At 73.2% G+C, this 19,741-nt stretch carries 18 protein-coding genes; 8 read left to right on the plus strand and 10 right to left on the minus strand.

Features of this window, described 5'->3' with window-relative positions; genetic code table 11:
- Nucleotides 1-17: 17 nt before the first annotated feature.
- From ABZ272_RS14280 to ABZ272_RS14290, 3 genes are all read left to right on the plus strand, one after another.
- Complete coding sequence (locus ABZ272_RS14280; protein ID WP_355050373.1) at nucleotides 18-974, plus strand: alpha/beta hydrolase; 957 nt, start codon at nucleotides 18-20, stop codon at nucleotides 972-974.
- A 249-nt stretch (nucleotides 975-1,223) separates the two neighbouring features.
- A complete protein-coding gene (locus ABZ272_RS14285) occupies nucleotides 1,224-1,673 on the plus strand; it encodes a hypothetical protein (RefSeq protein WP_355050374.1) in 450 nt (149 codons plus the stop codon).
- Nucleotides 1,670-2,059, plus strand: coding sequence for a hypothetical protein (locus tag ABZ272_RS14290; RefSeq protein ID WP_355050375.1), 390 nt, complete (start codon nucleotides 1,670-1,672; stop codon nucleotides 2,057-2,059). Before ABZ272_RS14285 ends, ABZ272_RS14290 begins: the two co-directional genes overlap by 4 nt.
- Nucleotides 2,060-2,071: 12 nt before the next feature.
- Here ABZ272_RS14290 and ABZ272_RS14295 read toward each other — a convergent pair whose 3' ends face one another.
- From ABZ272_RS14295 to ABZ272_RS14305, 3 genes are all read right to left on the minus strand, one after another.
- Nucleotides 2,072-4,231: a hypothetical protein gene (locus ABZ272_RS14295; RefSeq protein ID WP_355050376.1), complete on the minus strand. Its 2,160-nt coding sequence runs from the start codon at nucleotides 4,229-4,231 to the stop codon at nucleotides 2,072-2,074.
- Between the two features lie 7 nt (nucleotides 4,232-4,238).
- Entirely contained in the window at nucleotides 4,239-5,441 is a 1,203-nt protein-coding gene (locus ABZ272_RS14300; protein ID WP_355050377.1) for a low temperature requirement protein A, read from the minus strand.
- A gap of 74 nt (nucleotides 5,442-5,515) precedes the next feature.
- Complete coding sequence (locus tag ABZ272_RS14305) at nucleotides 5,516-6,436, minus strand: SDR family NAD(P)-dependent oxidoreductase (RefSeq protein ID WP_355050378.1); 921 nt, start codon at nucleotides 6,434-6,436, stop codon at nucleotides 5,516-5,518.
- A 131-nt stretch (nucleotides 6,437-6,567) separates the two neighbouring features.
- Here ABZ272_RS14305 and ABZ272_RS14310 point away from each other — a divergent pair, with 131 nt between their 5' ends.
- Nucleotides 6,568-7,395, plus strand: coding sequence for a helix-turn-helix transcriptional regulator (locus ABZ272_RS14310; protein ID WP_355050379.1), 828 nt, complete (start codon nucleotides 6,568-6,570; stop codon nucleotides 7,393-7,395).
- Between the two features lie 6 nt (nucleotides 7,396-7,401).
- On the opposite strand, the gene ABZ272_RS14315 is transcribed toward ABZ272_RS14310, so the two are convergent.
- The 3 genes from ABZ272_RS14315 to ABZ272_RS14325 form a co-directional block, all read right to left on the minus strand.
- Nucleotides 7,402-8,169: a TetR/AcrR family transcriptional regulator gene (locus tag ABZ272_RS14315; protein ID WP_355050380.1), complete on the minus strand. Its 768-nt coding sequence runs from the start codon at nucleotides 8,167-8,169 to the stop codon at nucleotides 7,402-7,404.
- Between the two features lie 91 nt (nucleotides 8,170-8,260).
- Complete coding sequence (locus ABZ272_RS14320) at nucleotides 8,261-9,895, minus strand: MFS transporter (protein ID WP_355050381.1); 1,635 nt, start codon at nucleotides 9,893-9,895, stop codon at nucleotides 8,261-8,263.
- Nucleotides 9,889-10,584 carry an SDR family oxidoreductase gene (locus ABZ272_RS14325; protein WP_355050382.1) on the minus strand — a complete coding sequence of 232 codons (696 nt, stop codon included), beginning with the start codon at nucleotides 10,582-10,584 and terminating at the stop codon, nucleotides 9,889-9,891. The genes ABZ272_RS14320 and ABZ272_RS14325 overlap by 7 nt, the downstream gene beginning before the upstream one ends.
- A 144-nt stretch (nucleotides 10,585-10,728) precedes the next feature.
- On the opposite strand from ABZ272_RS14325, the gene ABZ272_RS14330 reads away from it, so the two are divergent.
- The 3 genes from ABZ272_RS14330 (at nucleotide 10,729) to ABZ272_RS14340 (ending at nucleotide 13,836) form a co-directional block, all read left to right on the plus strand.
- Nucleotides 10,729-12,021, plus strand: coding sequence for a sensor histidine kinase (locus tag ABZ272_RS14330; RefSeq protein WP_355050383.1), 1,293 nt, complete (start codon nucleotides 10,729-10,731; stop codon nucleotides 12,019-12,021).
- On the plus strand, nucleotides 12,009-12,674 hold the full coding sequence (locus ABZ272_RS14335) for a response regulator transcription factor (protein WP_355050384.1): 666 nt from the start codon (nucleotides 12,009-12,011) through the stop codon (nucleotides 12,672-12,674). Before ABZ272_RS14330 ends, ABZ272_RS14335 begins: the two co-directional genes overlap by 13 nt.
- Nucleotides 12,675-12,774: 100 nt before the next feature.
- Nucleotides 12,775-13,836 (plus strand): Gfo/Idh/MocA family oxidoreductase, encoded by a 1,062-nt coding sequence (locus tag ABZ272_RS14340; RefSeq protein ID WP_355050385.1) that lies wholly within the window; start codon nucleotides 12,775-12,777, stop codon nucleotides 13,834-13,836.
- A 3-nt stretch (nucleotides 13,837-13,839) separates the two neighbouring features.
- Here the strand turns inward: ABZ272_RS14340 and ABZ272_RS14345 are convergent, their stop codons facing one another.
- The 3 genes from ABZ272_RS14345 to ABZ272_RS14355 all read right to left on the minus strand — a co-directional run bounded on the left by ABZ272_RS14345 (nucleotide 13,840) and on the right by ABZ272_RS14355 (nucleotide 16,004).
- Nucleotides 13,840-14,082 (minus strand): hypothetical protein, encoded by a 243-nt coding sequence (locus ABZ272_RS14345; protein ID WP_355050386.1) that lies wholly within the window; start codon nucleotides 14,080-14,082, stop codon nucleotides 13,840-13,842.
- A gap of 473 nt (nucleotides 14,083-14,555) precedes the next feature.
- On the minus strand, nucleotides 14,556-14,777 hold the full coding sequence (locus tag ABZ272_RS14350) for a hypothetical protein (protein WP_355050387.1): 222 nt from the start codon (nucleotides 14,775-14,777) through the stop codon (nucleotides 14,556-14,558).
- Between the two features lie 156 nt (nucleotides 14,778-14,933).
- Nucleotides 14,934-16,004: a hypothetical protein gene (locus tag ABZ272_RS14355; RefSeq protein ID WP_355050388.1), complete on the minus strand. Its 1,071-nt coding sequence runs from the start codon at nucleotides 16,002-16,004 to the stop codon at nucleotides 14,934-14,936.
- 4 nt (nucleotides 16,005-16,008) lie between these two features.
- Here ABZ272_RS14355 and ABZ272_RS14360 point away from each other — a divergent pair, with 4 nt between their 5' ends.
- Nucleotides 16,009-16,983 carry a hypothetical protein gene (locus tag ABZ272_RS14360; protein WP_355050389.1) on the plus strand — a complete coding sequence of 325 codons (975 nt, stop codon included), beginning with the start codon at nucleotides 16,009-16,011 and terminating at the stop codon, nucleotides 16,981-16,983.
- A gap of 11 nt (nucleotides 16,984-16,994) precedes the next feature.
- Here ABZ272_RS14360 and ABZ272_RS14365 read toward each other — a convergent pair whose 3' ends face one another.
- Entirely contained in the window at nucleotides 16,995-19,661 is a 2,667-nt protein-coding gene (locus tag ABZ272_RS14365; protein WP_355050390.1) for a LuxR C-terminal-related transcriptional regulator, read from the minus strand.
- Nucleotides 19,662-19,741: the final 80 nt, after the last annotated feature.

Below are 19,741 nucleotides of genomic sequence, written 5' to 3' on the forward strand. Positions count from 1 at the left end.
ACCCCCGGGCAGGCTCGATGACGTACGCCGGCGACGGGCATCCCCGCGCCGAACCCGCTCACCAGGAAGGCTCACCCGTGCAGCCGAGGATCAACGGATTCGACTACCAGCGCGTCACCGTCGCCGACGGCGTGACGCTCAGCGCCGCCGTGGGCGGCTCCGGGCCACCGATCGTGCTGTTGCACGGTTTTCCGCAGACCCACCTCATGTGGCGGCACGTCGCGGCCGACCTCGCCGCCGACCACACCGTCATCTGCCCGGACCTGCGCGGCTACGGCGAGAGCGACAAGCCCGTGGACGGCGACGGCACCGCGTACTCGAAGCGGACCATGGCCGCCGACGTCGTGGCGCTGGCCCGCGCGCTCGGCCATGACCGCTTCGCCCTGGCGGGGCACGACCGGGGCGCTCTGGTGGCGTTCCGCGCCGGCCTCGACCACCCGGCGGCGATCAGCCGGCTCACCCTGCTCGACGTGCTGCCCACCCTGGACATGTGGGACGTGCTGCACGGGGTCGACGCCTCCGTCGCCTTCCACCTGTACCTGATGGCGCAGCCGCCCGGCCTGCCCGAGAAGCTGATCGGCGGCAGCCCGGACGCATTCTTCGGCCACTTCCTCGACGTCTGGACCCGGGACCCGGACGCGCTGCCGGCGGACGTGCGCGCCGAATACCTGCGCGCGTCGCGCGAGGCGGTAACCTCGATCGTCGCCGACTACCGGGCGTCCGCGGGGATCGACGTCGCGCACGACGAGGCGGACCGGGCGGCCGGCAATCGGCTGCGGATGCCGGTGACCGTGCTTGCGCAGGACTGGGGGGCAGCTCTCGGCTACGACGCGGCAGCCGTGTGGCGGGCCTGGGCGCCGGACCTCTCGCACCAGACGGTCACCTGCGGGCACTTCATGGCCGAGGAGGCCCCGGCCGTCGTCGTAGGCGCGCTGCGCGCACACGGTGAGTTGGATATCCGACACCGAATGTAACGAGCGGTCGAAGGGTGGCCGGGTTGCCGCAGGCAGCCCGGCCACCGCACTCCAAAGGCTCTGACCTGCGGAAATGTGACGTTACACCAGGTGGACGCAAACCAGTCAGCGGTGATACACAGGCAGATATCGGCGACCAACGACGGCACGTCGGTGAGCTCCTCGACCATCGTCTTTCCACCACCGCCGGTCACGGGCCGACCCATCCCCGTGGCCGGCAGGCGGCAGGGTCTTAGCCAGGGAGTTGCCGTGAAGTATCTGCGTAGCCGGTTCCGCCAGCAGCCGTACGAGGTCGCTGTCCTGGGCATGGCGCCCGTCTGCGGCCTCCTCATGGTGCTCCTCGACGTGCGGCCGACCTCCGTTCAGACGTCCATGCCCACGCCGCTGCAGGTCGCCTGGGAGATCGGTCTGATCACGACGGGTGTCTGTGGGCTGCTGGGCCTGTCGTGGCCGGGCCGGCTCTCCACCGGGCTCGGCATGGAACTCGCGTCGGTCCTGGTGCTCGGCACGATCACCGGCATGTATGCGGTGGCCCTGGTCGCCCTCTGGAGCCAGCAGTCCCTGGTCGCCTCGTCGTTCATCGTCGCGGTGACGGTCGGATCGCTGTGGCGGGCCGGGCAACTCGCCGTCGACCTACGCCGTCTCGTCCGCGCATGTGAATGTGTGAGCTACGAAGAGCTACAGGGAAGTGTCCCGTGAACACCTCGCCGGCCCCTGCCGCGCCACACTGGGTGCAGGTGGCGCTCAGTGTGCTCGGCATCCTCGGCGGTTCGACCGGTCTCGCCGCGATCGCCACCGTGCTGGTGCAGCGGGGCAAGTTCAAGGCCGACGCCGCCGACACCCTCACCGAGGCCGCCCTGACCCTGGTGCAGCCGCTACAGACCCGGATCACCGAGCTGGAGGGCGAGGCGCTGCACGCCCGCACCGAGCTGGGAACGCTGCGCGAGCAGGTCAACCAGTTGCAGTTCGTCGTCCGGGTGCTGACCCGCACCCTGGACCGGTGGCGGGCGGCGATCCGCGCGCCGGACGCCACCCTGCGCAAGGTACGTGCGGTGGTGGCGGAGTCCGACCGGATCCCTGAGTAGTGCCCGCTCTGTTCACGTCGCGCCGGAGCGGCGGAGCTGGCCGACGAGGTCGCGTACGGCCGCCCGGAACGCCGGGTCGGACTCCCCCGGGTGGTGCCCGCGCAGCGGCGGAGGCCGACGCTCGCCGGGTGCCGGCAGCAGGCCATCCGGATCCCGCAGCCGCCGGTCGACGTGACCGGCGGGGTCGGTGGGGTCCGGCGAGGGATCGCCGGGTCGGTGCGCGGCGAAGATCCACCCGCCGACCGGATCGGTGTCCCGCCACAGGTTGACCCACCGCCATCCGACCCGCTCCCCCACCTGACGCAGCGTCCTGTCGTCGAGGTAGGCCGGAAAGAGCCGGGCGTAGAGGCGGTCCAGTGGGGAGCCGTGGGTCAGCAGCGCGACCCGTCGCCGCGCGCCCGGCGGCAGCCGCAGCACCGCGAGCGCCAGCAGCGCCGAGCCGTGACTGTGCCCGCACAGCAGCACTCCGGCGTGCCGCTCGGCCAGGTGGCCGATCCGGTCGGCCAACTCCGGTACCGCCCGGTCGGCGTAGCTCGGCGGCGCGAACGGGTGCGCGGCCCGGGGCCAGAAGGTGCCCAGGTCCCACAGGATCCCGACGTGCCGGCGGAACCACGCCGTCCGGTACGCGAAAAGGCCGCCGGACAGCAGCGTGAGAGCCACCGCGGCGACGAGATAGGTGCCCCCGGCCAGGCACATTTCGACCGCGCCGGCCGGCAGCCCGAGAACCCGCCGCGCCACGTCGTCCGGTTCGTGCCCGAACTGCCCGAGCAGACTCGTGGCCAGCCCGATCAGGGCGAGCACCGCGTAGGTGGCCGCCAGCAGGCCCAGCCACTCGGTGAACCGCGCACGGGCCACGGCCTTCGTCACCTGTCGCGAGCGTCCGGTCGCCTCCGGCGGCGGCGCGGGGAAGTCGCGGGTGGTGATCGCCGCCGCCGCGTGGCGGCGACGTCGCCGCGACAGGAGGGTCAGCGCGACGCCCGACAGCGCCGCCGCGACCACGTGCAGGAAGAAGGCCAGCACCGTCCAGCGGTACGGCAACGGCGGCCCGCCGTCACCGCGATATCCGCCGAGCAGTACCCCGCTCTGGTAGACCAGACCGGAGGCGAGAGCGCCGGCCAGGCCGACCGCGATGGCCGCGATGACCGCCGCGCCCGCGCCTCCCGGCAGCGCCCGGCGACCGCGACCCCGTTGCCCCAACACCAGTGCACTGAGCAGCACCAGCAACGCCATCTGGCCGAACAGCGTGCCGCCCGCGATCCCGCCGTAGCCGGGGAGTCCGGCCGACGCCGGCCAGCCCCGCCCGTCGCCCGCGACGACGACGAGGGTCGCCACGGTCAGGCCGGCCGCCACCACGGCGGTGGCACGCGCGGTCACGGTGGCCGTCCGCGCGGTCGCGGCCCGGTCGATCAGACCGGGGACGGCGAGCAGACCGACGCAGGCCACCAGGACCGCCGCGGTGGACGCCAGCAACAGGTTCGTCCCGGCCGTCGCGCCGCCGGCCCGCCGGGCCGTGAGCAGCAGCAGGTCGAGTACGCCGAGCGCGGCGGCGACGTGGATCGCCCGCAACCGCTCCACCAGCGGCTCCACGGCCCACAGCGGATTGCCGGCCGGCCCGGGACGCCGGGTCCCGAGCAGTCGCAGAAGCCCCACGGCGACGATCGGCAGCAACGCCAGCACCGCCAACCGCTGCCCGACGTGTCGGTCGTTCAGCCCGAACAGCGTGTCGAAGGGTGCCCGGCAGGGTGTCGCGCCCAGACAACGCCAGGCGAGCAGGTCGAGGGCGACCCCGGCGATGGACACCACGTACACCAGGGTGAGGTTGAGCGCGAGGAGCCGGCACAGGACGGTGACCACGGCGGCGCGCTCGCCGGTGGGTCGCATCCACACCGCCGCGTTGCTGAGCATGAACGGCAGCAGCAGGACCATGGAGACCGTCCGGCCCACCGTGCCCGAGGGCAGATCACCCCAGCGGTACGCCTCGAGCGTCAACCCCTCGGGGGCGTCGCGGCCCGGCCCGACCGGCCGGTAGAAGCCGCCACGATCGTCACCCGCGACCTGGCGCGCCGACGCCGAGCCCAGGACGGCCGAGGGCTCCGCCCCCGACACGCCGTGCACCCGCAGCTCCACCACGTCGCCGCGTCGCGCTGGGGCATCCGGCCGCGGTGCTGACATCGGCGGGTTACCCGGGCCGCCGGGGATCGGGCCCGCCGTCCCGCATGCTTCTGGTGGCGTAGCGCCGGAGGCCGGGCATCCCGTCGACCAGGACGATCAGCACCAGCACCCCGGCGACGACGGCGCTGTTGGCGACGTGCGGAAGCCGCTGGGTCGCGAACCCGCACACGATGATGGCCGGCACACCGACCAGGCGTGCCCACGGTCGGCTGCCGTCGACCACCCACGCGAGCAGGATCCGCGCGGTCAGGAACAGCGCTGGACCGACGATACCGAGGGCCAGTTGCGCCGTCTCCTCGGTGCGGGGGTCCTCGATCGTCATCTCCATGGCCACCGAGGTGGCCAGGACGCCGGTGATCATGAGCAGGTGCAGGTAACCGGCCAGCAGCGCCAGCTTGCTGCCGGGCGGGCCGGCCGCCATGATGCTCGCGCCCAGCCGCGAGCCGGCCGGCACCAGGTAGAGCCGGGCGAGGGCCACGGCGGTGACGAACGCCAGGGCGAAGGCCAGGCTGCTCTCCAGGTGCAGGCCGGAGTCGCTGTAGGCGATGCCGGCGAACAGGATCAGCTCACCCAACGCGATGATGAAGATCTGCTGGTACCGCTCGGAGAGGTGGTCACCGTTGACCTGGAGGTCCGGCCACGAGCTACGGCCGAGCCACGGGAACGGCCAGCGCAGCCGGGCCAGGGAGTACTCCAGCACCAGGGCGAGGGTCCAGAGCACCTCCCGGGCCGGGGCGACGGCCGCGCCGACCAGCCACATCGCACCGGAGATCGCGAACCAGATGGCCACCCGCAGGCTCCGCAGTTGCAGCGGGTGACCGCGCAGCGCCGGGATCAGCAGCGCGCCCCGACCGACGTGGATCGCCACGTAGGCCCCGGCGAACAGCGCGGCGTGCGAGTCGAACGCGGTGGGCACGGCCGCGGCCATCAACAGGCCGCCGAACATCACCCAGAGCAGGAGTACGACGATCAGCGGCGCCCGGGGATCGAACCAGTCCGCCGACCACGCGGTCACGAACCACACCCACCAGATCGCCGCCAGCATCACCATGACCTGGAAGCCACCGTTGACGCTGGGGTCGTCGACCACCGCCCGGGACAGTCGGGTCAACGCGAAGATGAAGGCCAGGTCGAAGAAGAGCTCCAGGAACGAGGTCCGCCGGGGGTTCTCCCGCTTCTGGAGCAGCCGTCCGGGAAGCGCGCTCGCCATCGCCCCCCTTCCCGGACGTCACCCGCCGACCCAGTCGTACCATCCGCGGGGCCCTGCTCGGGCGGGTTCCGGGGTCATCGGGCGAGGAGGTCCGCCGTCACGTTCCAGAGGCGCTCGGCGTTGCCCGGGTCGAGGGCGTACGCCGCCACGCCGGTGTAGTCGGCGGGCCGCTCGGTCCGGACGGGGGCCTCGGCGCAGTCCTCGAAGTAGCGTCCGCCGACGCCGTCGAGCAGCGGGGACGCCGCGAGCAGCACCGAGGTGGCGGCACCCTGCTGCGGGGTCTTCTGCCGCTCCTTCGGCGTACGCAGCCCGCCGGTGTGCTTCTGCAGCCCGGTCGCGATCGCGCCCGGGTTCAGGGCGTTGGCGTGGATGCCCTCGGCGGCCCAGCGACGGTTGGCCTCGACGGCGAGCAGGGCCTCGGCGCTCTTGGACTGCCCGTACGCCAGGAGCGGGTCGTACGGCCGGAACGCGAAGTGCAGGTCGTCGAAGATCACCGGGGAGAAGAGGTTGCCGCTGGAGCTGACCGACACGACCCGGGCGCCACCGGCGGCGGCGAGAGCGTCGTGCAGGCCGACGGTCAGCGCGTAGTGCCCCACGAAGTTGGTGGCGAACTGCATTTCCCAGCCCTCGGTGGTGCGCTCCAACTCGGGCAGGGCCATGATCCCGGCATTGTTGATCAGAATGTGCAGCGGCCCGTCCCAGCCGGCGACGAACCGGCGTACCGAATCCTGGTTGGCCACATCAAGCTCGCGGACCGTGACGCGGTCCGCGCCGACGCTGGCCGCGATGTCCCTCGCGGCCTCCGCACCGGCCGGGACGCGACGCACCGCGAGCACCACCTCGGCGCCGGCGGCGGCCAGCGAGCGGGCGGTCTCGATGCCGATGCCGGCGGCGCCGCCGGTGATGACGGCCCGCTTGCCGGTCAGGTCGACTCCGGCGAGCACCTCGTCGGCGGTCGAGGCGAAACCGAATGGCGTCGTGATTCGCTCGGTCATCTCTGTCCCATCTCTCGATCACGCTTACCTGACCCACTGTCACCCGGCCGGTCGGCGATATCCGGGTTACCGGTTTTCCTGGTAGTGGCAGGACCAGGCTGGGCGACGGCGGCCGCTCCTACGATGGGCTGGTGAGCACGGCCGGCCCGTTGGGCGAGTACCTGCGTGCCCGGCGCGAGCTGGTCGGGCCGGGTGACGTCGGTCTGCCGGCACACGGCCGCCGGCGGGTACCCGGTCTGCGACGCGAGGAGGTGGCCCTGCTCGCCGGCATCAGCGCCGACTACTACCTGCGGTTGGAGCAGGGCCGGGACCGCAACCCATCGGCCCAGGTGCTCGAAGCGCTGGCGCGGGCGCTGCTGTTGGACACGGAGGCCACCGCGCACCTACGCCGCCTCGGCGGACACGCCCCGCCCGACCGCCCGGCACGACGGCCGGAGCGGGTACCGGTGGGCATCCGGCAGCTGGTGGGTTCGTGGGCGCAGACGCCGGCCTTCGTGCACGGCCGACACCTAGACGTCCTCTTCGCCAACCCGATGGCGACCGCGCTGACACCGATCTACCGGGTCGGGGTGAACCTGCTGCGCGAGGTCTTCCTGGGCCCGCGCGTGCCCGCGCTCTACCCGGCCCCGGAGGCGGTCGCCGCCAGCGCGGTGGCGGGCCTGCGCGCACAGGTGGGGGCGGAGGTGGACGATCCACGGCTCACCGAGCTGGTCGACGAGTTGACGGCCGGCAGCGAGTTGTTCCGGCGGCTGTGGGCGCGCCACGACGTCACCGCCCGCGCGGGCGGCGGGTTGCGCGTATTCCACCATCCGCAGGTGGGCGAGTTGGAGCTGCGCTACGAGAAGCTGACGATCAGCGGCACGACCCAGTCGCTGGTCGTCTACCACGCCGAGCCGGGCAGCCCGTCCGCCCGCTCCCTCGCCCGGCTCGGCGACGCCGTGCCCGCGCTGGACGGCTAGCGGGGCCTACCGGTCGGCCGCCCGCTCGGCGACCACCACCGAGATGCCGTCGAGGACGCGTTGCAGGCCGAACTCGAAGGCGTACTCCGGGCCGTAGGCGGCGCCGTGCTGCTGGCCGGCCGCGGTGCCGACCCGAGACGCGGTCGGGTAGCTGTCGGGGTTCAGGAACGTCTCCAGCCAGGGCGCGTGCGACTGCCACCACTGGCCGTCGGTCATGCCGGTCTCCCGTTCCAGGTCGACCACCTCGGAGGCGGCGCGCGCGGAACTCTTCACGTGCCCGAGCACGAGGGTGAGCACCGCGTCCATCTCGACGTCGGTGAGCCCGATGTCGGCGACCGCGCCGAGTTCGTGGTCGTACTTGGCCATCAGGTGCGGCCCGAGCACCGGGCGGGTGGTCTCGGCCCGCACCATCCACCGGTGCCGCTGGTAGAGCGCCAGGTTGTCCCGGGCGATCCGTTCCAGCCGGGCCCGCCAGTCACCCTCGACGGCGGAACGCGGCATCTCGCCGTACGCGGTGTCGATCATGACATCGACGAGTTCGGCCTTGCCCGGCACGTACGTGTAGACCGACATGGTGCCCACACCCAGCGCCTCGGCGACCCGACGCATGGTCACCGCGTCGAGCCCCTCGGCGTCGGCGATGTCGATGGCGGCCCGGACGATCCGGTCGACGGTGAGCCCCTGCCCGGCGCCGCGGCTGGTCGGTTCCCGGGTGCGCCAGAGGATCGCCAGGCTGCGGGCCGGGTCCGCGGTCGGCTTGCGCTCAGTCGCCATGGTCCGGCCATCCTAACAACGCGGGCGTACGCGGTACGGTGCCGGCGCGATCCACCTGTGGCGGGCCGCCGGCACCGACGTGTACGACGCGTCAGATCCCTTCGCGGGCGTCGGACAGCCGCGGCCCGGCGGCGGCCGGCACGAGATGACGTGCCTCCGGGACGCCGTCGGTCAGCTCCCGGGCCCGCGCCTCGGCCTCGCGGTCCTCGCCGGTCAACCGGCCCCCGTGCTGGCGCAGGTGCTCGTCCCACGACGGCACCAGGTACACCTCGACGAAGCGGTCCGTCGTCTCGGCCGGCCGGAACAGCCCCCAGCGGATCGCGCCGGTACGCTGCCGGGCGGCGCGCACCACGTCCATTGCCGCGAGGAACGGCTCCGTGCGCTCCGGCCGGACGGTGTACTCGACAGTCACCAGCACCGGTCCCACGCCCGGGTCCGGCTCGTGCGCCAGGTGCAGTTGCGGCCAGTAGGCCGCCGGTTCACGGTTCACCGAGCGCAGTTCCGGCAGCGGCCAGATCCGGCTCGTCACGGTTCCGACGAACATCAACGCCGCCGCCGCGAGGTAGGCGAGGACCAGCCCGCCCATGTCGGCCACCAGACCCCACGCCAGGGCGCCGACGGCCTGCCCGCCAGCGAAACACACCTGGTAGACGGCCAACCCCCGGGCCCGTACCCAGCTCGGCAGGAAGAGCTGCATCTCGGCGTTGACGTTGGCCAGCACCGTCACCCAGGCCATCCCGGCCGGCAGCAGGGCGAGGAGCACCAGCGGTACCACCCGCACGGTGCCGAGAACCGTCAGCGCGCCGGTGAACAGCACCCCGGCGATCAGCAGGAGCTGGTTCGCCGACAGCCGGGTACGAATCACGGCCAGCAGCACGCCGCCCGCGATGGCACCCACCCCGAGGGCGGCCAGCAGCAGCCCGTACCCGCCGGAGCCCAGCCCGAGCCGCCGGGCCGCCACCAGCGGCAGCAGCGCCCACAGCGCGCTGGCCGGGATCACGAAGACCAACGCGCGGCGCAGCAGCCGGCGCACGATCGGCGAGTGACGTACGTAGCGGCTGCCGGCCCGCAGCGCGGCGGCGAACCGCTCGGGCACCTCGACGGCGCGGGCGGTGCCCGGACGCCAGCGCCACAGCGCGTACGCGAAGATGGCGAACGCCACCGCGTTGATCCCGAAGACCGGGGCGACGCCGGTCCGGGCGATCAGGACACCCGCCACCGCCGGCCCCACGGCCCGCGCCACGTTGACGCTGATCGAGCCGAGCGCGGACGCCGACCGCAACTGGTCCTGGGGTACCAACTCCGGGATCACCGCCGACCAGGCCGGCAGGGTGAGCGCCTGCCCGACCCCGAACGCGAAGGTGAGGGTGAGCAGCAGGGCCGGCGGCATCCGGTCGGTCAGGGTGAGCAGGGTCAACGCCACCGCCACCGCCACCAGGAACAGCTGCACGGCGATCAACAGGTGTCGACGGTCGAAGCTGTCGGCCAGCACCCCGGCGGGCAGCGCCAGCAGCAGGATCGGCAAGAGGCTGGCGGTCTGCACCAGCGCGACGAGGGTGGAGGCGTTGGCGTGGTGGATCAGCAGCCACTGCGCGCCGACGGTCTGCATCCAGGTGCCGATATTGGCGGCGAGCAGGGCCAGCCACAGGTTGCGGTAGACGGCGCCGCGCAGGGGCGCCCACGCGGAGGCCGGAGGGTCCCCCGCACCGGTCCGCGCCGTTACCACCGCCCGTCCGCGCGCAGTACGCGCTCGCCGGAGACGTAGAGGTCGTCGGGTTGCAGCAGCAGCAGCCGGACGACCTCGGTGGCGACCTGCTCGGGCAGGGCGTAGATCTCGTCGAGGAACTCGGCGCCGACCCGCTCCTGGAGGCGGGTCGGCATCGGCCCGGGATGCAACTGCATCACCTTGACCCGGTTGCTGTGCTGGGCCTCGGCCAGCGAGTCGACGAGGCTGCTGCCGTAGCTCTTGGTCGCCCGGTAGACCGGGATGCCGGGCCGGGGCGCGGCGAGTGCCATCGCCCCGATGTACACCACGTTCCCGTAGCCCTGCCGCTGGAGATGCTCCAGCGCCTCCCGCAGCAGGTACGTCGTCCCCAGGACGTTGATGTCCACGGCCCGCCGGATGTGCTCCACCGGCAGGTCCCCGAGGTCACCACCGGCCCACATCGACGCGCACGCCGCGACCCCGTCGACGGTGCCGTAGCGCCCCACCACCTCGGCGAACGCGTCCCGGACCTGCTCGTAGGAGGAGACGTCGCAGACCGCGCCGTCGCACCCCAGCTCGTCGGTGGTCGCGGCGACCTCGGCCGGAACATTGCCGAACACCACGACGCGATGCTCGTCGAGCAGCAGCCGGGCCACCGCGAAGCCCAGGCCACTGGTACCGCCGACCACCACGAAGGTTCTGGCACCCATGTCACTCCAGCCGCCGCAGGTAATGCCCCGCGCGTCCTTCCCGTTTCCGGACTCCGCACACCCCCGCCGGTAGTGCTGGGCCTACCTCGAAGAGGGGATCTGGACGGCTGGGACGGCCCCTGGTCGGCGATTAGCGTCAGCGGCATGACCTCGGAACACCCCCGTCACCTCGCCGCCGCCCTGCGAAGGCGCGACTGGCTGATCTCCGCCTGGCCCTGGCGCGCGCTGGCCTACCTGGTCACCACCGTGCCGATCGCCGGTGTGCTCACCGTCGGGCTGCTCGTCATCGGCGCGCCCCTGCTGGCCGCCGCCAACGCGCTGCGACAGCACGGCAGGCCGCCGTCGATACCGCTGATGCTGTTCCTGGCGGTCGGCAGCCTCACCCTGGTGGCTCTCGCGCCGCTCGCGAGCGTTCCGGTCGCCGCCGTCGAACGGTGGCGACTCGGCCTCGTGGACGGCCGCCCACTGCCGCCCGCTTCGCCGTGGTCTTCTCTGACCGCCCGCTATCGCAGCGCGGCCAGCTGGCGGGAGGTGGCGTACCTGTTCTGGCTGGGCGGTGTCGTGCCCGTCGCGTACTGGACGTTCCTGGTCCTGGTGCTGCTGGACCTCGGAATGGTCACCAGCCCCTGGCTGGCCGGCGACGCCGATCCGGTGGTGATCTGGCGCCCGATCGAGAGCACCGGCGAAGCCGTCCCGTACGCGATCGTGGGTGTGCTGCTCGTCCCGGTGCTCTGCTACGCGGCGGGGCTGCTCGCCGCCGCGCAGGCCATGGTCGCCCGGTGGGCCTTGACCAGCCCCGTCGACGCCGCCGCGATGCGCGAGGTCGCCCGATCCCGGACGCGGCTGGTCGGGGCGTACGAGGCGGAACGGCGGCGCATCGAACGGGACCTGCACGACGGCGCGCAGCCCCGGCTGACCAGCCTCACCCTCCAACTGGGCCTGGCCCGGCTGGACGTACCCGAGGACTCCCCCGCCGCCCGGCCCCTCGCCGTGGCGCACGACCAGGCGCGGGGGCTGATGGTGATGTTGCGACAGTTGGTGCACGGCATCCGGCCGCAGAGCCTCACCGACCTCGGCCTCGCCGACGCCGTCCGCGAGGTGGCCGACGCGTCTCCCGTCGCGGTCACGGTGCACGCCGACGTCGACGGAGACCTGCCGGAGAGCGTCGAGACCACGGCGTACTTCGTGGTGTCCGAGGCCTTGGGCAACGTGGCTCGGCACGCCGGTGCGACCCGCGCCGACGTGCGCCTGACCCGGGCCGGCGGCGACCTCGTCGTCGAGGTGTCCGACGACGGGCGTGGCGGCGCCGACCCCGCCCGGGGCACCGGCCTGACCGGACTCGCCGACCGGGTCGCCGCCGCCGACGGCCGGTTGCTGCTCGCCAGCCCTCCCGGCGGGCCCACCCTGGTCCGGGTGGAGCTGCCATGTCGCCGGTGACCCGGGTGGTGCTCGCCGAGGACGAGGTGCTGCTGCGCGAGGGCCTGGTCGCGCTGTTGACCCGCTTCGAGTTCGCGGTGTGCGCGGCCGTCGGCTCCGCGCCCGAACTGCTGGAGGCGGCCCGCGCGCACCAGCCCGACCTGGTGCTGACCGACATCCGGATGCCACCGGGTCGTCGTGACGACGGGCTGCGCGCCGCCGTCGCGCTCCGCGCCGAGCGGCCCGGCCTGCCGGTGGTGGTGCTCAGCCAGTTCGTGCAGACCGGGTACGCGGCGGCGCTGCTGGACAGCGGCGACGGCCAGCGGGTCGGCTACCTGCTCAAGGACCGGGTGGCCGAGGTGACCGAGTTCGTCGAAACGCTGCGCCGGGTCACCGACGGCGGCACCGCCATCGACCCGGACGTGGTGCGGCAACTGCTGCACCGGCCCCGCGACCCGCTCGCCGCGCTCTCCGCCCGCGAACGGGAGGTACTGGCGCTGCTGGCCGAGGGCCGCTCCAACGCGTCCATCGCCGCCCGGCTGCACGTCACCGAGGCCGCCATCGGCAAGCACGTCGGCAACATCCTGCTGAAACTCGACCTGCCGCCCAGCGACGACACCAACCGGCGGGTGCTCGCCGTGCTCACCTATCTGCGCGCCGACCCGGTGGGCTGACCAGCACCGGGCCCGGCCCGGGTCCGGGTCGGGCGCGGCGTAGATTCGACCACCGGCACCGCCGCCGAACCGGGCGCGGGCCAGGAGAAAGGGGTACGGCATGGCGGAGGCGCTGCGGGTCGGTCTGCTGGGGTACGGGCTGGCGGGTCGGGTCTTCCACGCTCCGTTGATCGCCGCGACACCCGGGCTGCGGCTGGACGCCATCGTGACCCGCGATCCACAGCGGCGCGCGCAGGCCGCTCAGCACTTCCCGGACGCCCGCCTGGTGGACGACGCCGGCGAGTTGTGGCGTACCCCCGAAGCTCTGGACCTGGTGGTGGTCGCGACGCCGAACCGGCAGCACGTGCCGATGGCGCGGGCGGCCCTCGCGGCCGGCCTGCCGGTCGTCGTCGACAAGCCCCTGGCACCCACCGCCGCCGACGCCCGAGCGCTCGTCGAGGAGGCCGAGCGGCGGGGCGTGCCGCTGACGGTGTTCCAGAACCGCCGCTGGGACGGCGACTTCCTGACCGCCCGCGCGCTCGTGGAGAGCGGTGAGCTGGGGCGGGTGCTGCGGTTCGAGTCCCGGTTCGAGCGGTTCCGCCCCACGATCAAGCCCGGTTGGCGGGAGCTGGCCGGGGTGGACGAGGCCGGTGGCGCCCTGTTCGACCTGGGCGCGCACCTCGTCGACCAGGCCGTGCAGCTCTTCGGCACGGTCGAGCGGGTCTACGCCGAGGTCGACCGCCGCCGCGCGGGCGCCGAGGTCGACGACGACGCGTTCGTGGCGTTGACCCACACCAACGGCGTGCGTTCGCACCTGTGGATGGGGGCGATCACCGCTCAGCTCGGCCCCCGCCTGCGGGTGCTCGGCGACCGCGCCGGCTACACGACCTACGGGCTGGACGTGCAGGAGGCCGCGCTGCACGACGGCGGCCGACCGGACCAGCCGGGCTGGGGCGAGGTCCCACCGGAGCGGTACGGCCTGCTCGGCGTCGACGGTGACCTGCGCCCGACGCCGACGCTGCCGGGGGCGTACCAGAGCTTCTACGCCGAGGTGGCGGCGGCGCTGCGCGACGGCACGCCGATGCCGGTGGACCCGCGCGACTCGGCCGCCACGGTCGAGCTGATCGAGCTGGCGCACCGGTCGGCGGCCGAGGGTGTGGTGCTGCCGGTCCCGACCGCCTGAGGCTTACTCCGTCACCTGCTCGGAAGGGGCCTCCTCCTGCTCGGAGGGGGCCCTGTCCTGCTCGGAGAGGGCAATTTCCTGCTCCGAGAGAGCTTCTTCCTGCTCGGAGAGGGCATCGTCCGGCACGCGGGCGTCGTCGTCGGTCAGCGCGTCATCCGACGGGGCGACGAGGTCGGCGAGCCGGCGTTCGGCCTCCCGAACCTCCTCGTCGAGCCGAGGGTTCTCCTCGTCGGGACCCTGCGACATGAGCGACCTCCATCGAACGCGGACCGCCCCCGTGTACCCGGCCTGCCGCAGGGAATGCGCCCTCCGGACCCGGCCGCTGGGCTTGATCGAGCGCGCTCGGCTTGATCACTTGATGCTCACCAGTTCCGTGAGTCCTTCTCGAACTGGTAAGCATCAAGTGATCAAGGACTACCAAGGGCGCGCGGATCAGGTGGGCGGTTTCTCCGTCCAGGACCACCGAGCTGTTCACCGCCGAACGCGTACTCGCCGCGCATTGGACGGATGCGCTCAACTCACCGTGGCGGGCAGGTGGGTGCCTGGAGTGCAGGGGCCGTGACAACTGCCCTCAGCTTGAGTGGGCATCGGCCCTCGCGGCAGAGGTCGCCGCGATCATGTCTCAGAAGGGGTGACCTCGGGGCGCGGGAAGGGGGTGGGTCGAGCACCGGGTGGGCCGGGGGGCGCGGGGGGCGTTGCCGGCCCGACCCGGTGCCGGATCAGCGCTGCTTCAGCTCGCGCCAGGATGGGTGCGTACCGCGCCAGGCGTCGGCGAGGATGGTCGCCGAGGCCCGGCTGGGGCACTGCTGCACCCGCTCACGGCCCGACGCCCCACCGATCTGGGCGCGGACCTCCCAACCTTGCCCGTCAGTACGGATGTACACGTCCCGGCGCCCGCGCGGGGTCGTGTCACCGTTCCACCAGTGTTCCTCCACCTTCATTCGCCGACCGTATAGCAATTTCCGCGCCGGGGGTACGGCGCAGGTGGGCAGATACGGGTTCTATAGCCGCAATTCGGGCGCAGATCCACCTGTGTGTCGGCGGGGAGGAACCGCAACGGCGATTCCTCCCCGCCTGAGCGATGGCTCAGGAGCGACTCAGATGCCGTTCAGCACGCTGGCCAGGGTGTTGGCCAGCTTGTCCTGCCCCGATGGACTGGGATGTGGCGACCCTCCCTCGGCGGTGATCTGGATGTCACCCGGTGTGAACGGCGGCGGAAGCGCCACCCGTACGGCCGGGTCGAACGGGACCCCCATCTGGATGGCCCAGTTGAGGTCGCTGATCACGCCCCGCACGGTGCCCACCCAGAGCGGATCGATCAACGGTGACAGCATCGACACCGGTTGCGGCGGTACGTAGGTCAGCAGGGCCGCCGGCAGGTACTGCTTGAGCTGCATCCAGCCGTACTGCCCGATGTCGATGTTGGCCGGCGTGATGTCGTAGTAGAGCATCCACACCACCTTGTCGGCGCCCGCCGCCAACAGGGAGTTGACGATGAAGGTGGCATCGGCGCTGACACCGGCGTACTGGCTCGGGCCGTCGTAGCGGGGCACCTGGACGTTGATGTAGTAGTCCTCACCGACCGGCAGGTCGAGCCAGAAGTTGCAGCCGCCGCCGTTGGTGATGATGCCGGCCTTGCCACCCTGGGCCGCCCACTCGAATCGGAACACGCCGTACGAGTTCAGGGTCTCCGCCGCGAACTCGTAGCCCCGGCACTTCGCCAGTCGGGTCAGCACCGTCGTCCAGTTGGTGTTGTTCACGCCGCCGGTCGTCACGTGGTACGCGTCGTGCTTGTCGCTCTTCGCCTTGGCGATGCGGGCCGTGGCGAGACCGAGCGGACTGGCCACCCGGGCCCACGCGTTGCCGCACGAGTCGGGGCCGGCCCGGCCGGCGATGATGTCGCCGGTGCCGTACCCGGTCCGCGCGTAGTTGTCGTAGTCGACGATGCTGCCGTTCATGTCGAAGTAGCGCCGGGCGTAGCTGTAGACGCCGTTGTTGCCGGGCATGCCCCGATCGTCGAACGAGGTGTTTGGGCAGCCGGGACCCATGAACCCGAAGCCGAACTGGTGGTGCGACGAGCTGATCGAGTCGCCCGTGACGGTGAGGACGGTGTCGTCCTCGACGGTCTGCACCTCGCGGCAGCGGATGCGGTCCTTGTTGGCGTCCACGAGGGTGGGGTTGCCGTTGACCTGCGGGCAGCCGGTCGGCGGTGGCGGTGGCGGCGACCCCGGCCCGCCGGTGGGCCAGGGCGGGCCGTCGGTGGGGTCGGTCGGGTTGCTGGGTGACGACGACCCACTGGGTGAGGCGCTGCTCGACGGTGAGGAGCTGCCCGAGGGCGAGGCACTGCCGGACGGCGAGGAGCTCCCCGACGGCGACGCACTCCCCGACGGCGACGAGCTACCCGACGGCGACGCACTGCCCGAGGGGGACGAACTGCCCGACGGCGAGGCACTGCCCGAGGGAGACGCGCTGCCCGACGGCGACGCGCTCCCGGACGGCGACGAGCTACCCGACGGCGACGCACTGCCCGAGGGAGACGCGCTCCCCGAGGGGCAGGGCGTACCGCTGGGCGACGAGGTGGGCGACGAGGTGGACGAACCGCTGGGCGAGGCCGGCGATGTGGGCGCTGTCGCGGTCGCGGCGGGGGCCCGTTGGGCGACTGCCTGGGCCGTCACCGGCGGCCGGGTCTGCCGGGTCGGCGAGGCCGAGGCCGAGGCCGACGCCGACGGCGACGGCGAACCGGTCGGGGTCGGGCAGTCGTCGGCTGCCGCCCGGTTCTGGGTACGGATCTGCGCGAGGCGCGCCTCGACCTCCGCGGGAAGCTTCCCGCCCGGCTTGACGCACGGGTCGAGCAGCCAGGTCGTACCCTCCAACTCGCGGGTGCAGGGCGCCGCGTCGTACGACTCGGCTGCGGGGGCGGCGCTCGCCGGGGTGGGTGAGGCGCCCCCGGCGGTCGCGGCGACCACCGCGGTGAGCGCGGCCACCGCCAGCGCCATCCCGGCGGCGAAGAGAACGTTCTGGATCGACCTCGTGGGTCGTGGTCCTGGTGGTCCGCTTGGATCCAACTGGCTCATTGCCGTCCTCCAGGGACTGAGTGCACCGGTAGGTTGTTACCGCACGGTAGGGACGCGCGCGGTAACCCGGTAGATCAGTCGGCCTTACCTACTGTCGAGCGGGGATCGCTCGCGGTGACCCTCTGGCGTACGCCCGACCGTCTCGTGACCGAGCACGACGGCCAGCTCCCGGCGGTTGCGGACGCCCAGTTTCGTGAAGACCCGGGCCAGGTTGTTGTTGACGGTGTTGACCGACAGTCCGAGCCGGTCGGCGATGCTGCGGCTGGACAGGGCGACCGCGAGCAGCGCGACGTCCCGCTCGCGGCGGGTCAGCGTCGCCTGTTCGACGCCCGGGGCGGTCGCGGCGAGCAGCGGCGTCCGTACGCCCCGGCAGGCCTCGGCCAGCGTCGCGGCCCGCTGCGCCACCGCCAGTCGAGGTCGACCCCGTCGGGCGTACGCCCGGGCGGCGACGCCGACCGCCTCGGCGGCGAGCAGGGTGTGCCCGCGGGCGACGAGGTCGTCGGCGGCTGCCTCCAGGGCCGGCCCGTCGTCGTGGAGCAGACCGTCGACCGCGCCGGAAAGGGTCGACGCCAAGCCGCCGAGCTGGTCGGCGAGGGTACGCAGCCGGTCCCGGACCGGCTCCGGGGCACCGAGGCGCGCGCACTCGTAGAGCGCCACCGCCTCGATGGTGGGCTGCTCGCTGCCGCGGGCCAGGTCGGCCGCGTGCCGGGCGGTACGGATCGCCGCGGTGAGGTCCCCCTCGGCGACCTGCACCCAGGCGCGGTTCAGCTCCACCCAGGCGTGGAAGATCCGGTTGGCGGTCCGCTCCCGGGCGTCCGCCGCGGCCAGCCAGCGCCGCGCGCCGGACAGGTCGCCGGACAGGGCCCGGACGCCGGCCAGCTCGGCCCAGTACGTCCGTACCAGGTGGTACTGGTCGTTCTCCTCGACCAGGGCGATGGCCTCGCGCAGGTCCGCCTCGGCGGCGTCGAGCTGCCCCTGCGCCTTGCCGATGATCCCCCGGAACCCGGCCCACACGGCGACCATCCCCCGCGCGTCGCTGGCGACCGCGGCGCGGTAGCCCTCGTCGGCCAGCTCGACGGCCTCGGCCAGCTCACCGGCGGCGTACCGGGCGTAGCAGAGCCCCAGCCCGACCTGGGCCTCGTTCCACGGCAGGTGTTCGGGTGCGGCGGCGAGCACGGCCCGGCCCCGCCGCGCCAGCTCCGCCGCGAGCCCGAGGCGGCCGAGCATGCCCGCCGCCGAGGCCGCGCCCATGGTCGCCCAGCTTGCCGCGCGTACGCCGGTGTCGGGGCGGGCGAGCACGGCCTGACCGACCGCCAGGGCCGCCTCGCACCGACCGTCGTAGAACAGCACCCAGGACCGGGTGGCCTCGGCCAGGTCGTGGCCGGGCGAGCCCTCCGGCACCATCCGCAGCGTCTCGTGCGCCTCGTCGATCCGGTCCAGCCCCCAGTACAGCAGCCCGGCCCGGGTGATCGCCCAGATGGCGAGCCGCTTGCTGCCCGGGGGCGGGGCCGGCGGGAGCATGTCGAACGCCTCCTGGCTGCGTGCCTGGTACTGCAACACCCGGGCCAGCAGCCACTGCGCCTCCCACCCCGGCCCGGCGTCGTACGCCGTGCGGGCCAGCCGCTCGGCCAGGTCGATGTCGAACCGGTCGATCGCCTGGCGGGCGGCGGCCAGCGCGATTTCCGGGTGCCGGACGCTGCCGGAGCGCAGTTGCCACACACCGGCGACCAGCGCGTCGTCGCGGCGGCGCAGCGGCATGCTCGCCAACACGTCGGCGAGCTGCCCGAACACGGTCCGGGACCGGCTGGCGGGCATGCTGGCGCGCAGCGCCTCGCCGTAGAGCGGGTGGGCCATCCGCAGGGCCGTACGCGCGCCCGAGCGCTCCGCGACCACCATGCCGCTGCGCTCGGCGGCCTCGATGGCGGTCGGGTCGACGAACCGTTCCAGCAGGGCCAGGGAGAGTGGTTCGCCGCAGGCGACCACCTCCAGCACCTGCCGGGCCGCCGGTTCGAGGGCGCGCAGCCGGGCGCTGACCAGCTCGGCGAGCCGGGGGCTGCCGGAGGCGGTGCCGCGCCAGCGCCAGACGCCCCGCACCTCGTGCAGGCCGCCGGTCTCCATCGCGTCGGCGAGCAACTCCCGCAGCAGCAGCGGGTTGCCGTCGGCGAGCTGCCGCAGCCGACGCCGGCTGAGCGCGTCGAGCGGACCCGGCGCGGCCTCGTCGAGCAGGTGGTCCACGGCGGTGGACGGCAGCGGACGCACCTCCAGTCGCCGACCGGAACCGGTCCACAGTGAGGTGAGCGCGTCGGAGAGGGGTTCGCCCGCGCGGACCGTCGCCACCGCCACCGCCAGACCGTGCACGGCGAGCTGGTGCAGCAGTCCGGCGGACGGTTCGTCGAGCAGGTGCGCGTCGTCGATCCCGATCATGACGGTGCGTCCGGCGCTGCGCCGGGCGAAGTCGCGCTCCACGGTGACGACCAGCCCCATCGGGTCGGCGTGCGGCCGGGTCGGCGCGGGGATGAGGTGCGAGACCGCGCCGAACGGGATCGAGCGGGCCGCACCGGTCGCCGACACCCAGTGGCACTCCACGCCGCTGTCACCGGCGCGCGCCAACGCCTCCCGCAGCAACCGCGTCTTGCCCACGCCGGCGTCGCCCACCAGCACCAGACCGGGTACCCGCGCCGCCACGACGTCCTCGATGGTCTTCAGCTCGACGTCGCGGCCGACGAGTGTCCATTCCCCACGTCCCGGCATGACGACCCTCACCTCGCCCTCGGGGCAGCCCTGCCGTCCACCCTATGGGCAGTCCCGACACTTCCGCTCGACAGCGGTCG

This window comes from Micromonospora sp. NPDC005979, from assembly GCF_040614415.1.
Classification (GTDB): Bacteria; Actinomycetota; Actinomycetes; order Mycobacteriales; family Micromonosporaceae; genus Micromonospora.

Bases quoted from the DNA above. Each gene is read 5' to 3' on its own strand.
- ABZ272_RS14315 (WP_355050380.1), bottom strand. From the start codon at position 8,169: ATGGCGACTGAGCGCAAGCCGACCGCGGACCCGGCCCGCAGCCTGGCG.
- ABZ272_RS14305 (WP_355050378.1), bottom strand. From the start codon at position 6,436: ATGACCGAGCGAATCACGACGCCATTCGGTTTCGCCTCGACCGCCGAC.
- ABZ272_RS14280 (WP_355050373.1), top strand. From the start codon at position 18: ATGACGTACGCCGGCGACGGGCATCCCCGCGCCGAACCCGCTCACCAG.
- ABZ272_RS14300 (WP_355050377.1), bottom strand. From the start codon at position 5,441: ATGGCGAGCGCGCTTCCCGGACGGCTGCTCCAGAAGCGGGAGAACCCC.
- ABZ272_RS14340 (WP_355050385.1), top strand. From the start codon at position 12,775: ATGGCGGAGGCGCTGCGGGTCGGTCTGCTGGGGTACGGGCTGGCGGGT.
- ABZ272_RS14365 (WP_355050390.1), bottom strand. From the start codon at position 19,661: ATGCCGGGACGTGGGGAATGGACACTCGTCGGCCGCGACGTCGAGCTG.
- ABZ272_RS14325 (WP_355050382.1), bottom strand. From the start codon at position 10,584: ATGGGTGCCAGAACCTTCGTGGTGGTCGGCGGTACCAGTGGCCTGGGC.
- ABZ272_RS14345 (WP_355050386.1), bottom strand. From the start codon at position 14,082: ATGTCGCAGGGTCCCGACGAGGAGAACCCTCGGCTCGACGAGGAGGTT.
- ABZ272_RS14295 (WP_355050376.1), bottom strand. From the start codon at position 4,231: ATGTCAGCACCGCGGCCGGATGCCCCAGCGCGACGCGGCGACGTGGTG.
- ABZ272_RS14350 (WP_355050387.1), bottom strand. From the start codon at position 14,777: ATGAAGGTGGAGGAACACTGGTGGAACGGTGACACGACCCCGCGCGGG.
- ABZ272_RS14330 (WP_355050383.1), top strand. From the start codon at position 10,729: ATGACCTCGGAACACCCCCGTCACCTCGCCGCCGCCCTGCGAAGGCGC.
- ABZ272_RS14335 (WP_355050384.1), top strand. From the start codon at position 12,009: ATGTCGCCGGTGACCCGGGTGGTGCTCGCCGAGGACGAGGTGCTGCTG.